We start from the raw sequence: 14,376 nt of genomic DNA, 5'->3' as shown, positions 1-14,376 counted from the left end.
TTATCGAGCATATCAACAAAGACCTTATTGATGATGCCCTCTTTCTTGTTTATCGGCCTACTAATATACGGTGCGGAGGTGCCAACCATCTGCGCCATCTGTGCCTGTGTGACACCTTCTTCCAAACATTTTACTTTTATAAGGACCTCGACCTTTACCCGCAACACCCGGTCACCCACACTCAACTCGGAAGAGCCATATTAGTTCTCGAGCTTGCGTGTTGCGGCGAGCATGACGAGCAGTGCTACGACCATGAGGATGGCCGAAACAGCCAATGGCGTCGAATAGTGCGGACTAAACGCGAGAAGACTGGTAAGTCCGGCAACTCCCGTGGTAGCACCCATTTGGTGGCCGGTGTTGACGATGCCGGAAGCAGCTCCCGCCTCGCTGGGGCTGCTGTGCCAGATTCCCACGGAGGTGATTGGGCCAAAGGATGCACCCTGCCCAAGTCCAGTGAGGATCATGCCAAGTAGGAGAATTGGGAGGGAGCCGTGCATGCCCCAGGCGATCAAGCCGAGCCCCGCGGCAGTGCTCGCAAGTCCAGTTAGGAGGAGGCGCCGGAGCCCGAAACGAGTGACAAGGGAACTGACCATAATCCCGATGGCACCTTGCGGGACGCAATTGACGAGCATGAGCAAACCGGCGGTCAGGGCAGAGTATCCCAGGGTGAGCTCAAAGTATTGGGTGGTCATGAAGTACATGCCGAAAAGGGACGCGGCAAACAGGAGCCGGGCAATTAGTGTCAGGCCACGAACCCGGTGGCGCCACAGGTGCTCGGGAAGAATTGGCGCAGAAGCTTTACGCTCCCATGCGACTGCCATGACAAGAACGATCGCCCCAATTATTCCTGGCAGAACACTGCGTTCCACTAGGGCTAGGGTGATTAGAAACATGGAACCGGTCAGCAGGACCGCACCCAGCACGTCGAACCGGCCCGGCCGTGAAGGTAAAGCAGGTAAAAACCGCACGGCAAGCACGAGTACTACCACCGCGATGGGGACATTAATCCAGAACCCGAACCGCCAAGATAAGAAAGTAGTGATTAATCCGCCGATCAGCATGCCGCCAGAGGATCCCAGACCGGCCATTGTGCCGTAGGCAGCTGTGGCTCGGGTCCGTTTGACCGTGTCATGAAAGACGGCCGTAATGAGCGTCAGGGACGTGGGCGCAACTACAGCAGCGCCAAGGCCCTGCAGGGCACGTGCAGCGATTAGGATATGAGCGGTTGAGGCCATTCCCACGATCAGGGAAGCCACCGCGAAGACGATCAAACCGCCCAAGAAAACACGGGTACGGCCCCACACTTCACCCAATTGTGCGCCCAGTAAGAGTGCCCCGCCAAAGGCCAGAGTGTAAGCATCTTGCACCCAGGACATTTCGGTAGCACTAAGACCAAGATCTGCCTTCATCACCGGTACGGAAGTAAAGACAATGGAAGAATCCAGCAGGATCATGAAATACGTTAATAGAATCAGAATGAGGACCGGCTTTTCCTGGGGTGTGAACCGAACACTGTCGTTTATTGACATAAGAACGTTCTTCCTTTGCGTAGAATGTGGGGTCGTTTTTGGGCTCACGAAATCCAGGTATGCTAGGAATCATCCCGCCTACCTGCGGTTAGTGTTCTGAAGAAGGCTAATCAGGCAGTCTCAGATGACGCTGGGGGCAACAGATTCGATTGGTATTCAATCTCGCCGGAACGCACTCCGGCATAGAACTCCATCTTCGAATCAATAAACCCCAGCATCTCCTTAAGTAGTGCGATTTTGTCCTCAACAACTTGGCGTTGCGCAATCAGCATGACTTCGCGCTCCGGGATACTCTCTTCTCCCTGGAGACAAAGTTCCATGTAATTGCGCATTTGCTCGATACCCATGCCGCATTCGCGCAGGCAGTGCAGGCCCTTGAGCCAGGCGATGTCGTGGTCGTCAAAGACACGGTAGTTGTTCTCATCTCGCACTACTCGGGGGACTAGACCGATTTTGCAGTAGTAGCGCACGGTTTCAACCGCGATACCACTGACCTCAGCTGCCTCCTTCGTTGAATACAATCTACTCATGAGTGCCTTAGTTGTTGTTACGTCGCTGAGCAATCAGATTGGTGAAGTAATCCACCGTGCCGGTTGCCTCGTGATCAAAGAACAATGACGCCCCGGCGTCCAAACCTGCGATAGTGGCCATATCCGCCTCAGTCAGAGCGAAATCATCAATCGCGAAGTTCTGCTGCATCCGCTCCGGGTGTACTGACTTGGACAGTGCCACAATCCCACGCTGATACAGCCAGCGCAACACCACTTGTGCCACTGACTTACCGTACTGCTGGCCAATACCAGTCAACACTGGATTGTCGAACAAGCCTGAGCGGCCTTCACCAAAGGGTGCCCACGCTTCAACGGTAACTCCGAGCTTTTGCAGCTCAGCAACCCGCTCTACCTGCTGATGGAAGGGGTTAATCTCAATCTGGTTAACCACCGGATAGACGGCGTTGAACGAACCCAGATCGTGCAGGCGAGCTGGAGTAAAGTTAGCGACCCCGATGGAGTGAATCAGCCCATCCGCCTGGGCTTGCTCCAGGGCCCGCCAGGAACCGTAAACATCATTGAACGGCTGATGCAACAGCATCAAATCCACATATTCAAGCCCCAGCTTCTCCAGAGAAGCCTTCACACTGGCATAGGTGGCATCCTCACCATAGTTGTCCAACCAGACCTTCGTGGTGACGAACAGTTCACTGCGGTCGATCCCGCTGCGACGGATACCCTCACCTACGGTCTCCTCGTTGAAGTAAGACTGTGCGGTATCGATATGGCGGTAGCCGACTTCAATAGCCTGAGCCACCGCGTCAGCAGTCTGCTCGGCTGGAATCTGGAAAACTCCGAAACCCTGAGCGGGGATGGAACGACCATTAGACATGGTCAACGCGTCAAGCATGACACTCTCCTTCTTCAGTCAATGAATGGAACATAATCATCTAACAACTTGGGAGCGGCTCCCAAGCAAATCCAGCGAGAGTCTGCTCCGCATAACAATGCAGTTTTGACTGGGGCTTTTGTTCGGGGTCAGGGGGTGTGAGGTGGGGCGAAAAATACGAAAATTTTTTTTGCAGGAGGCTTGCGAAACATAGTTGAGTGGAGTAGACTCAAGTTATATAATGCAGTGGCGCATAGGATAAGCCCCTCGAAATACGAAAGGAACACCATGGACAACAAGTTCACCACCAAGAGTCAAGAAGTCATCTCGGCGGCAAATACTAACGCTCAAACCGCCGGCAACCCCACTATTGAAACTGCGCACATCCTCAAGGCCCTCATGGACCAGCGCGAAGGCGTCGCCGTAGCAGTCCTCAAGGCTGCAGGCCTGGATGTGGACGCTATCTCCGAGGCGGCATCCGCTGAAATCAAGAAGTTGCCGAAGGCATCCGGTGCCTCCGTGCAGAATGCTTCCCTTAGCCGTGCAGCGCTCTCTGCTCTGCAGGCGGCACAGACCCGTGCCCAGGGCTTTGGAGATACCTACGTTTCTACCGAAATGATTCTGCTGGGCATTGCCAGCGGCACCGATAGCACCGCAACCGCAATGCACAAGCTCGGCGCTACCGCAGAGCTCATCGCACAGACCATCCCCAACGTCCGAGGAGACCGCACCGTGGACACCCCCGACCCCGAAGGCACCTTCCAGGCGCTCGAAAAATACGGCACCGACCTGACCGCCATTGCCCGCGCAGGCAAGCTAGACCCAGTCATCGGCCGCGACTCTGAGATTCGCCGCGTCGTGCAGGTGCTCTCCCGCCGCACCAAGAACAACCCCGTTTTGATTGGTGAGCCCGGTGTCGGTAAGACCGCCGTCGTGGAAGGCCTGGCGCAGCGCATGGTTTCCGGCGACGTGCCCGAATCTCTGCGCGGCAAGACCCTCATCAGTCTGGACCTGGGCTCCATGGTCGCAGGCGCAAAGTACCGCGGTGAATTCGAGGAACGCCTGAAGGCAGTCCTCGAAGAAATCAAGAAGTCCGAAGGTCAGATCGTGACCTTCATCGACGAGATTCACACCGTCGTCGGTGCTGGCGCATCCGAAGGCTCCATGGATGCAGGCAACATGCTCAAGCCCATGCTTGCCCGTGGTGAGCTGCGCCTGATCGGTGCCACTACCCTGGATGAGTACCGCGAGAACATCGAGAAGGACCCCGCACTGGAGCGCCGCTTCCAGCAGGTGTACGTGGGCGAGCCCAGCGTCGAGGACACCATCGGTATTCTGCGTGGCTTGAAAGAACGCTACGAGGCACACCACAAGGTGCAGATTGCTGACTCCGCGCTGGTTGCCGCAGCAACCTTGTCCAACCGTTACATTCCCTCCCGTCAGCTGCCGGACAAGGCAATTGACCTGATCGACGAGGCAGCATCCCGCCTGCGCATGGAAATTGACTCCGCACCGGAGGAAATCGACCAGTTGCGCCGCGCCGTGGACCGCCTCACCATGGAGGAACTCGCGCTTGCCGGCGAAACCGATCCCGCATCCGTGGAGCGTCTGGAAGCGTTGCGCAAGGACATGGCAGACAAGAAAGAACAACTCGACTCCCTCAACGCCCGTTGGGAAGCCGAGAAGACGAACCTGAACCGCGTGGGTGACCTCAAGACTGAGATTGACGAGCTGCGCTCCCGCGCCGAGGTGGCACAGCGTGAAGGTAACCTTGCTGAGGCATCCCGCCTGCTCTACGGCGAGATTCCCGCAAAGCAAGCCGAACTGGAGGAAGCACAGCGTGCCGAGGACCGCGCTAAGAACGAATCCATGGTCTCCGAAGAGGTCACCGCAGACGATATCGCTGAGGTTATCTCCTCCTGGACCGGTATTCCTGCAGGTCGCATGATGCAGGGCGAATCTGAGAAGCTGCTCGAAATGGAGAAGCGCATCGGTACCCGCCTGATTGGTCAGGAAGACGCAGTGGTAGCTGTCTCTGACGCTGTCCGCCGCGCCCGTGCTGGCATCTCCGACCCGGATCGCCCGATTGGTTCCTTCCTGTTCCTTGGCCCGACCGGTGTCGGTAAGACTGAGCTGGCTAAGGCACTGGCTGAGTTTCAGTTCGATGACGAGCGTGCCCTGGTACGCATCGACATGAGTGAATACTCTGAGAAGCACACTGTTTCTCGCTTGGTCGGCGCCCCTCCCGGATACGTTGGCCACGAAGAGGGCGGTCAGCTGACCGAGGCTGTACGCCGTCGCCCCTACTCGGTGGTCCTGCTCGACGAGGTTGAAAAGGCACACCCCGAGGTCTTCGATATCCTGCTGCAGGTGCTCGATGACGGCCGCCTGACCGATGGCCAGGGCCGCACCGTGGACTTCCGCAACGTCATCCTCATTCTGACCTCGAACCTCGGTTCTCAGTACCTGGTCAACCAAGACCTGCCCTTCGAAGAGCGCTCCGAGAAGGCGCTGGAGGTTGTGCACCAAGCATTCCGCCCCGAGTTCCTCAACCGACTGGACGACATCATCATGTTCCAGCCGCTGTCGGCTGAGAACCTGGGTCAGATCGTAGGCCTGCAGATCAAGAGCATGGCTAAGCGTCTGGAGGACCGCCGCCTGAGCCTGAACGTCACCCCCGCCGCCCTGGAGTGGCTGGGTAAGACCGGCTACGACCCGGCGTTCGGTGCCCGCCCGCTGCGCCGCCTGGTACAGCGCGAGATTGGCGACCGCCTGGCTCGCGGCATCCTCTCCGGCGCTATTCACGACGGTGACACTGTGACTGTGGATGTGAACCCGGACGTTGCCAGCGACGGCTTGTCGGTGACCTCCGAGCGTGAGCAGAAGGCTGAGAACTAAGCTCAACCGGCTGGGTGGACTTAGCCTGTGGCTGAGTTTTGCACATTCGAAACCATAAAAAATAGGCTGTGGGGTACCCTCAAAGGGGGTGCCCCACAGCCGTTTAACGCACTAGAACCGCGCTGAACCGCACTAATACACAGAGCATTGAGGAGAAGAATGGACCGCTGGACTGACCACCAGAACTTCGCCGCCGCCGGTGAGCAACGCGAAGAAATTGCCTCCGTGCACCGTGCCGCAATCCGCTCGATTCAGCGCGTTGTCTCTGAGAACGCGACCCCGCACGACGAAGAATACGTATCTGCGGGTATTGCCGAGCTACTCAAGGCGGGCAAGGTTCTCGTGCTCACCGGCGCGGGAGTGAGCACCGAATCCGGCATCCCCGACTACCGCGGACCCGGCGGCTCCCTGCACGACCACCGCCCCATGACCTACCAGGAATTCCGCTACGATGACGCCGCCCGCCAACGCTACTGGGCGCGCTCCTACGTGGGCTGGCGCCGTATGCGCCGCGCCGAACCGAACCGCGCTCACTATGCGCTCGCCGAGCTGGAACAGCTGGGTGCTGTGAGCGGTGTGATTACGCAGAACGTGGATGGGCTGCACGCCCGTGCTGGAAGCTCTCGCCTGCTGGCATTGCACGGCGACCTCTCCCGTATTGTGTGCCTGGACTGCGGGCAGGACGAGAGTCGCGAAAGCCTGGATACACGCCTGGACGCGGCGAACCCCGGCTACCTAGCGCGCCTTGAAGATGAAGAGCTACGCGTGAACCCTGACGGTGATGTGGAGCTGGACGACCTCTATATCCGCGATTTTCAGATGGTGCCCTGCCTCGGCTGCAGTTCGACCCGCCTCAAGCCGGATGTGGTGTACTTTGGTGAGTCTGTGCCCGCCGAACGTAAGGTACGCAAGGATGCCATGCTCGCTGAATGTTCGGCGTTGCTGGTGGTGGGCTCCTCGGTGGCGGTCATGAGCAGCTACAAGATTGTGCTGGAGGCTCTGAGCGCCGGCAAGCCGGTCGCTGTCGTTAACGGCGGCCCCGGTCGTGCAGATGCGAAGGCTACCTACCTGTGGCGTACCGGCGTGGGCGAGGCGCTGGAACTCATGCTCGACGCCGTTGATGTTTAAGGTTGCCGAGGTTTAGGCAGCGCTGTTTCTATAGTGAATGCTGTTTCTCCAGCGAATATTACTGCACGTGCAACGACCCAAGGTTAAGTGCATGAAAATGCTATTTTGTGTTGCAAGTAATTGCACATAGCCTCTAGACAAGCGGCTAAACCCACCACGCGGGGATAAAATGATGGGATGGACATTCGACACACTATCACTCGCTTCGGTGCCACCGCCCTGATCGGTTGCGGTCTGGTAGTCACCGCAATCCCCGCAACTTTCGCTCAGAACGGTGAAGAGTCCGTCACCTACGTCTACGCCGACAAGGCGGCCTCCCATATTTCTGAGGTCTGGTACAAGGGCGAAGCCCTGAAGATTACCGGCGAAGGCTTCCTGACCCAGGACGGTACCTCCGGCTCCACCATCGCTATCAAGCTGAACAAGGGTACCGTCAAGATTGACGGCAAGGACTACCTGGAAGTTCAGGCTGATGAGAAGGGCAACTTCTCCGTCTCCATTCCCTGGCAGGACGACCTGGATGAGCGTATCTCCGTGGACGTCTACCTGCTCTCCGGATCCTTGAAGGATAACGACACCGCTCGCGGCGGCAAGGCAGCCACCGTGAAGATTGAGGCTCGTTCCGTTCAGGAAGCAACCCCCTCCGCTACCGCGTCTGCGAGCGCTTCTGCTTCGGCAACCGCTTCCGTGGTGGATACCCCCTCCGCTTCTGTGGCGCCTTCCGCATCTGCTACCGCCTCGGCTTCTGGTGCTGATGAGGTCATTGCCTCCGTGGATGCAGAGATCAAGGACCGCGTGGATGGGAAGGCTTCTGCGACTGCTTCAGCGAGCCCCTCGGCTACCGCATCGGCTTCCGCTTCTGTGGTGGCTACCCCCTTCGCTTGGGCATCTGCTTCTGCTTCGGCTACTGAGTCGGCTTCTGCCTCGGCTACTGAGTCGGCTTCTGCCTCGGCTGCTGCTGATAAGAACGCATCCGTTGCGAATGATGCAAAGGATCAGTCGGGTGATTCCACTTCCGCTACTGAACAGGTGACCGCTTCGGCTGAGAGCACTCGCTTCGCGAACTGCTCTGAGGTGGCGGCTACTGGTCTGGCTCCTATCTCTTCGAGCCACCCGGACTTCCGCAAGCAGTTCGATACTGATAACAACGGTCTGGGCTGCGAGGTTATTAACAGTGAGGTCACTGACGGCGGTTCCTCCTCCAATATTTCTTCGGGTTCTTCTTCCCGCAACTCTGGCGGTCTGGACAACTTGGGTTCTTCCTCCGCTTCGACTAACTACACTTCTAGCCGCGCTCAGCGCTCTTCCCTTGCTAATACCGGTGCTTCCAACGCCTTTACCATTGCTGGTATGGGCCTGGTAGCTCTGGGTCTGGGTGTTGCTGGCGTGTCTGCTGTCCGTAACCGCAAGAACTCCTAAAACTATTGCCGCTGCCCGGTGGTGTGTGAGGGTCCCTTCCCCCCCCGAATGCTTGAGTGTTTGGGTGGAAGGGATTTTCGCGTTTAACGGGGTGGTTTTTGCTATTGGGTTGTGCTGATGGGGTGGGGTATGTACTTGTTATTCTCTTCAATGTTAGGTTGAGACTTTAGGGGTGTACGACGGTGTAAAAGGCTTATATAGTTCAACCATGCCTTTAAGAAACCTTCAAAAAATATGTTTTGTGAGTTAGGTCATGACAAATTGGCTTCTTGGGGGCCGGTATCCTAAGCTTCGCTCGTTAGAATGGGGGCATGAGCATTCGAAACAACATCGCACGCATCGGCGCCACCGCACTCATCGGCTGTGGCCTCGTTGCTACTTCCGTCCCCGCAACCTTCGCTGTTGAAGGCAAGCCTCAGGTCGTCCACACCTACGCAGACTCTGCACAGTTCATCGCCCCCAACGTATGGGTTGAGGGTCAGGATCTAAACATTGGTGGCGAAGGCTTCAAGACCGCTGACGGCACCTCCGGTTCCGTTCTGGCACTAAAGCTGAACAAGGGCGCCATTAAGATTAACGGCCAGGACTACCTGGAAATCCACGCTGATAGCAATGGTAACTTCTCCGTTACCATTCCCTGGCAGGCAGAGCTGCACGGTAGCGTTTCTGTCGACATTTACCTGCTGTCCGGCTCCCTGAAGGACGGCGACGTTCCCCGCGGCGGTAAGGCAGCTACCGTGACCATTAAGGTTGCAGAGCAGCCCGCTCCGGCTCCTTCCGAGAATCCGACCCCGGCTCCCTCTGAGGACTCGACCCCGGCTCCCTCTGAGGACTCGACCCCGGCTCCCTCTGAGGACTCGACCCCGGCTCCCACTCAGGACCCGACCACCGAGGCTCCCAAGCCTGCTGAAGAGACCTCCGCACCCGTCGAGGATTCCTCCAAGCCCGCTGACGAGAACATGGCTCCGGCTCCCCAGCCTTCCGAGAGCTTCCGCTTCCAGAACTGCGCCGACGTTGAGGCTGCAGGCGAAGCACCGATTCGCAAGGGTCACCCGGACTTCCGCGAGAAGTTTGACGCTGACGGCGACGGCGTTGGTTGCGAGCAGCCCGTTGACTACGAGAACTCCAAGAAGTCTGACAGCGTTTCGCTGAGCTCCGGCTCGAACGACAACCTGGGCTCCGGTTCCTCCAACGCATCCTCTAAGAGCTCTTCTTCCCTGGCTAAGACCGGTGTATCCGACGCGATGACCGCTGCTGGTCTGGGTCTGATTGCTCTGGGTGCTGGTGGCGCGACCATCGTGGCAACCCGCATTCGCAAGAAGGCTTAATAGCGCCTAGTCGCTAAGTTTTTAGCTACTTTTATGGGCTCCCTCCATATCGGAGGGAGCCCATTTTTTGTGCTTTTTGAAGCTGTGGGATGCTCCATCAAGGGCGCGAGAAAAGAGAAAAATTACGATTGAATAGCGCCACGATAAGGGTATTTATTAGAGACATATAACACTTATCTATAAGTTAAGGTGAGCACAGGGTAAACACAGACTTGCACGGGAATCTAGATACTACAAAGAACGCACAGCTTGGAGCTGAAGAACAGACAGCAAAAAGCGCCGCAAACATCACGACACGACGTCTGGAGCGTCCAATGACTATTTTGACCATGGCGATTGCCGATGCCATAGCCATCGCAGCCCTCTGCACCCTCTACATGGCGCGGCACCGCAACCGCGAACTAATGATTTCTTACGCGGTCATCAACGCCGGCATCTTCACCGTCTCGGTGGCGCTGGTATCTGCCGGCTCGAATGCATCCGCTATGGGCATGGGTCTCTTCGGTGTCTTGTCGATTATCCGATTGCGTTCCACCGCCCTGAGCCAGCGCGAGGTGGGTTACTACTTCGTAGCCCTCTCGGTCGGCATGATCGCCGGTGTGAACATCAGCCCGGCGTACATCGCCTTCGGTCTCATGGCTACCCTGGTCGCCCTGATTGCGATTCTCGACTCGCGTAGCACCCCGATCTCTACCGACCAGACTCAGACTGTCACCGCCGATCGTGCGATTAGCGACGAGGAAGAGCTCAAAGCATACCTGAGCGCTCGCCTGGGTTACACCGTCACCTCGGTGAAAATCACCGAGCTGGACATGGTGAACAACCTGACCCGCGCCACCGTCACCTACCAGCCTAAGGAAACCACCGAGGGCGGCACCCCTGCGGCAGTGGAGGCGGCACCGGCTAACGCAGTACCGATTGGGGCTCAGCCTGTCGTAGCTCAGGTGGTAGCATCGCAGACTCCCGCGGTTTACCCGGCAGCACCTCAGGTTCCCACCGCCGAGGCACACGCCACGCTGGACACTCGGATGATTCCGCTCCAGCGTACCCCGGTAGGCAAGTAAGACCAGCCGCTATAACAGTCTCTGATTCACTCCGACCGCACAAACATCTCCGATACCCACGACACGCCGCCCCCAGCGCACAACGCATCATGCAGGGATGGCACCCTAGAAGGACGAAGACCCATGACTAACGCAGCCGCAAATATCATCCCCGCAGAGTGGACGAGCATTAGCCTCGAAGCCATGAACGAGCAGGCAGCCATGCAGACCCGTGTGGACCGCAAGTACATTGTCGAGGCAGAAACCGCAGCCAAGGTACTCTCCACGCTTGACGCAGGAGCCTCCGTCATGGAAATCGATGACCAGCGCGACTTCGCCTACGAATCGGTCTACTTCGACACTCCGCAGATGCAGAGCTACCATTCGGCAGCGTACAGCCGCCCGGACACCTTCAAGATTCGTACCCGTAGCTACCTGGACTCGGAACTGACCTTCTTAGAGGTCAAGACAGACGGTGAGCAGGATATGACCGTCAAGAAGCGTATCCCGTATACCTTCGAGAACCGCGATACGCTCACCGCCGAAGGCCACGAGTACATCACCGCAGCGCTCGGCGATATCCTTGCGGGCCCCGTGCACAAGCTGGAGGCGGTTCTGACCACCGGCTACCGCCGTACCACGGTCTTCCTGCCGCAGAGTGAGAAGAACCCCGTCGCCTCCCGTATGACGGTAGATAACGCCCTGAGCTGGACACCTCTGTCTGAGAACATCCTCATGGCGGGCGTGAACTACCGCAACTACCACGGTAACCTGGTCGGCACCACCTACGGCCTGCCGAACGCGGTCATCATTGAAACCAAGTCCGGCGTGGAGCCCTCTGTGGCAGACCAGCACCTTTGGGATGCGGGCATCACCCCCACGAAGATTTCCAAGTTTGCAACCGGTATGGCGGTGCTAAACCCGCAGCTGGTAAGCAACAAGTGGGAAGAAACCATCAAGAATTGGATGCACCTGGAACCGGTCAACGGTACCCGCCTCAACGTGGATGACATGACCGAAGAGGATTACCAGAAGCTGCTGACCGAGGGTTTCGCAGCCGCATAAAACGGCAACCTCGCTAAAACGGCAATGTGGGAGGTGCGGGTAGGGTAGCGCACCTACCTTACCCGCACCTCCAGCCACCAATCCTCTAAACCGCGTATCTAACCCCGAACCAAACACAACACCGGTTTTATCACCCCATACAGGCAATAACCGCTCTCACACATATTCACATTTCACATACGTCTTACCCCTGTGGCGCTGGCTCTACATGAGTAGTCACCCAAACACAAAGGAAAACCCGTGAAAAAGAGCAATATGATTAAGAGCGCAACCTCCTTGACTCTCCTGGCCGCCCTGGCGTTGAGCGGCTGCTCGGCAAACTTGGCACCGACCGCTAGTGCAGCGAGCGCGACCACTAACTCCGCTTCGAGCACTTCGGACACCACCTCGAAGGTGGCGGACTCCTTCTCTACCGACGTGAAGAGCGGCGAGAAGCTCGCCGAGGACACTCACTACTCTGCAAAGGACGTCACCTGGGATTCCTCCAGCGAAGTTACTATCAATCTTTCTAACCCGACTGCGATCGACGGCGTGACCGTAAGCGACGGCGTCATCACCATCACCAAGGCGGGCAACTACAAGCTCATCGGTACCTACGAGGGCCAGATCAAGGTTGAGGCAGCCGACAGCGACATGGTCCGCCTGGTCCTGAAGAATGCGACGATTACCAATTCCACTGGTGCAGCTATCAATGTGGTTGAGGCGGACGAGGTCGTTATCTACACCGCCTCGGGTACCACCAACACCGTCTCTGACGGCTCCTCCTACGCGGATACCGCCAGCGGTAGCCCCGACGCAGCTATCTACTCCAAGAGTGACCTGACCCTGGCGGGCGAAGGCACCCTGAAGGTTGAAGGTAAGTATGAAGAGGGTATCCACACCTCTGACGGCCTGGTCATTGCCTCCGGTACCCTGGAAGTGAACGCGGCAAACACCGGCATCAAGGGTAAGGATTACGTCGATATCCTGGACGGTACCGTCACCGTAACCGCAAGTCAGGACGGCATCAAGGCAACCAATAATACCGATGGCAACCGTGGCTGGGTACGCCTGAGCGGTGGTACCGTGAACATCTCTGCAGATGATGATGGTTTCAAGGCTGAGCGCGTGCTTGAAATCTCTGGTGGGACCCTGAACATTAACCAGGCGAACGAGGGTATTGAGGGGCAGTACATCAACATCCTGGACGGCACCGTGAACGTGACCAGCTCCGATGACGGTATCAATGCCTCGTACAGTACCACCTCGACCAGCACCGAGTCGGCTTCGACCTCCACCACGCAGACCGCCCAGCGTAACCAGGCTGCACAGGGAAATACGGGACAGGGTAATGCGGCACAGGGTGGTCAGCCCCCGGCTGGCGGTGGCGCAGGCGGCGGCATGGGTGGCGGCACCTTCGAGGTGGTTGATGCAACCATCAACATCTCCGGCGGTACGGTCACCGTGAACGCGAAGGGCGACGGCATCGACTCCAACGGTACGGCAAACCTCTCCGGTGGTACCGTGATTGTCGACGGCCCCTTCACCGGTGGTAACACCTCCCTGGATACCAATGGCGACCTGCTGCTCAACGGCGCGACCGTGACCGCGGCTAACTCCGGTGACATGTTCGAGGCGCCCTCGACCAACTCCACCAGCGGCTACCTGAAGATTAGCAATGTATCGAACCTGAGCGCCGGCACCACCGTACAGGTGACCGACTCCTCCGGTAACGTGGTGGCGAACTACAAGGTGACTAACTCCAGCACCGCACTGATCGTGGTCTCCAGCTCCAAGATCACTAAGGGCGAGAGCTACACCGTGTACACCACCACCGATAGCGTGGATGTCTCCAGCACCACCCTGGCTTCTAACGCCACCTTGCTGGGCTCCTTCACCGCAAACTAAACGGCAGGAGTGCCCCTCAATCCCCGTGCTGGATGTCATGACCGGCACGGTACCTTCTCTGAACCCGGTTTTGTGAGTGAGCCGGTAGGATAGGCACTCGCCCCGCATTGGTTGTAGCGATACGCCCGGTGCGGGGCTCTGCGGCGTCTGGGGTAAAAAGCCGCGGGTGCAAAATAAAACGGTTGTTCCGGTGCGAAGAAGTGCTCTGATACGCAAAATAGGTGCCGCTGAGCGAGACATTCAGGGCTGAAACAGGGTACTCTATAGTGTAGTAAAGACTGTTGAACGATCCGAGAGCGATGCGCTGCACGTGCTGTTCGCCTCGGACAGGATGAAAGAGGGGGTCACGCCATGGGGCGCGGCCGTCAGAAGGCTAAAGCAACAAGGCAGGCTCGGGAGATGAAGTACTTCAGCCCCGAGACCGACTACAGCGCACTCGAGCGCGAGCTCAGCAGCGCGAAGAAAACGAAGTCCTCCGATTCGTCCCGCCGTCGCTATGACGACGAGGACGACTACTCGGCATACGCAGAAAAGTACGCGTCCTACGAGGATGAGGCATAAAGAATACGCGGAATGATTCGGTGCATATCGACCGAGCGTATTTCATAGTTGATGAACCGGCTTGAGACCCCACACGGGGTGCTCAGCCGGTTTTTTCGTGCCCGCAGTTTGTGCGGATGCACCCGGGTGTGTGCGAAG

General features: G+C 57.8%; 11 protein-coding genes. 8 read left to right on the top strand and 3 right to left on the bottom strand.

Going from position 1 to position 14,376, the window contains the following annotated elements; all coding sequences use genetic code 11:
- Positions 1-200: 200 nt before the first annotated feature.
- The 3 genes from O3648_RS04640 to O3648_RS04630 form a co-directional block, all read right to left on the bottom strand.
- Entirely contained in the window at positions 201-1,529 is a 1,329-nt protein-coding gene (locus O3648_RS04640) for an MFS transporter (RefSeq protein ID WP_371568766.1), read from the bottom strand.
- A gap of 110 nt (positions 1,530-1,639) precedes the next feature.
- The gene (locus O3648_RS04635) at positions 1,640-2,050 is read right to left on the bottom strand and encodes a MerR family transcriptional regulator (RefSeq protein WP_371568764.1); all 411 of its coding nucleotides are present in this window, start codon (positions 2,048-2,050) and stop codon (positions 1,640-1,642) included.
- Between the two features lie 16 nt (positions 2,051-2,066).
- Positions 2,067-2,930 (bottom strand): aldo/keto reductase, encoded by an 864-nt coding sequence (locus O3648_RS04630; RefSeq protein ID WP_371568762.1) that lies wholly within the window; start codon positions 2,928-2,930, stop codon positions 2,067-2,069.
- A gap of 267 nt (positions 2,931-3,197) precedes the next feature.
- Between O3648_RS04630 and clpB the strand changes: the two genes are divergently transcribed.
- The 8 genes from clpB (at position 3,198) to O3648_RS04590 (ending at position 14,238) form a co-directional block, all read left to right on the top strand.
- Positions 3,198-5,807 (top strand): ATP-dependent chaperone ClpB, encoded by a 2,610-nt coding sequence (gene clpB / locus O3648_RS04625; RefSeq protein ID WP_314079719.1) that lies wholly within the window; start codon positions 3,198-3,200, stop codon positions 5,805-5,807.
- Positions 5,808-5,966: 159 nt separating this feature from the next.
- Positions 5,967-6,935, top strand: coding sequence for a Sir2 family NAD-dependent protein deacetylase (locus O3648_RS04620; RefSeq protein WP_279788423.1), 969 nt, complete (start codon positions 5,967-5,969; stop codon positions 6,933-6,935).
- A 177-nt stretch (positions 6,936-7,112) separates the two neighbouring features.
- Positions 7,113-8,354 carry an excalibur calcium-binding domain-containing protein gene (locus tag O3648_RS04615; RefSeq protein WP_371568759.1) on the top strand — a complete coding sequence of 414 codons (1,242 nt, stop codon included), beginning with the start codon at positions 7,113-7,115 and terminating at the stop codon, positions 8,352-8,354.
- Between the two features lie 311 nt (positions 8,355-8,665).
- Positions 8,666-9,682, top strand: a complete 1,017-nt coding sequence (locus O3648_RS04610; protein WP_371568756.1) for an excalibur calcium-binding domain-containing protein — start codon at positions 8,666-8,668, stop codon at positions 9,680-9,682.
- A gap of 314 nt (positions 9,683-9,996) precedes the next feature.
- Positions 9,997-10,746, top strand: coding sequence for a DUF4956 domain-containing protein (locus tag O3648_RS04605; protein ID WP_371568754.1), 750 nt, complete (start codon positions 9,997-9,999; stop codon positions 10,744-10,746).
- Positions 10,747-10,869: 123 nt separating this feature from the next.
- The gene (locus tag O3648_RS04600) at positions 10,870-11,790 is read left to right on the top strand and encodes a polyphosphate polymerase domain-containing protein (protein WP_371568751.1); all 921 of its coding nucleotides are present in this window, start codon (positions 10,870-10,872) and stop codon (positions 11,788-11,790) included.
- A 240-nt stretch (positions 11,791-12,030) separates the two neighbouring features.
- Positions 12,031-13,677 carry a carbohydrate-binding domain-containing protein gene (locus O3648_RS04595; RefSeq protein ID WP_371568749.1) on the top strand — a complete coding sequence of 549 codons (1,647 nt, stop codon included), beginning with the start codon at positions 12,031-12,033 and terminating at the stop codon, positions 13,675-13,677.
- Positions 13,678-14,028: 351 nt separating this feature from the next.
- Positions 14,029-14,238 (top strand): DUF3073 domain-containing protein, encoded by a 210-nt coding sequence (locus tag O3648_RS04590; RefSeq protein ID WP_005504588.1) that lies wholly within the window; start codon positions 14,029-14,031, stop codon positions 14,236-14,238.
- The last annotated feature ends 138 nt before the right edge of the window (positions 14,239-14,376 follow it).

Source organism: Rothia sp. 27098_8_161 (assembly GCF_041432905.1).
In the GTDB taxonomy this organism is placed as follows: domain Bacteria; phylum Actinomycetota; class Actinomycetes; order Actinomycetales; family Micrococcaceae; genus Rothia.
This window is presented reverse-complemented; position numbering and strand designations above follow the sequence as displayed.

Coding starts and splice junctions, on each gene's coding strand:
- O3648_RS04590 (WP_005504588.1), top strand. CDS start 14,029: ATGGGGCGCGGCCGTCAGAAGGCTAAAGCAACAAGGCAGGCTCGGGAG.
- O3648_RS04615 (WP_371568759.1), top strand. CDS start 7,113: ATGGACATTCGACACACTATCACTCGCTTCGGTGCCACCGCCCTGATC.
- O3648_RS04600 (WP_371568751.1), top strand. CDS start 10,870: ATGACTAACGCAGCCGCAAATATCATCCCCGCAGAGTGGACGAGCATT.
- clpB (WP_314079719.1), top strand. CDS start 3,198: ATGGACAACAAGTTCACCACCAAGAGTCAAGAAGTCATCTCGGCGGCA.
- O3648_RS04630 (WP_371568762.1), bottom strand. CDS start 2,930: ATGCTTGACGCGTTGACCATGTCTAATGGTCGTTCCATCCCCGCTCAG.
- O3648_RS04640 (WP_371568766.1), bottom strand. CDS start 1,529: ATGTCAATAAACGACAGTGTTCGGTTCACACCCCAGGAAAAGCCGGTC.
- O3648_RS04620 (WP_279788423.1), top strand. CDS start 5,967: ATGGACCGCTGGACTGACCACCAGAACTTCGCCGCCGCCGGTGAGCAA.
- O3648_RS04610 (WP_371568756.1), top strand. CDS start 8,666: ATGAGCATTCGAAACAACATCGCACGCATCGGCGCCACCGCACTCATC.
- O3648_RS04605 (WP_371568754.1), top strand. CDS start 9,997: ATGACTATTTTGACCATGGCGATTGCCGATGCCATAGCCATCGCAGCC.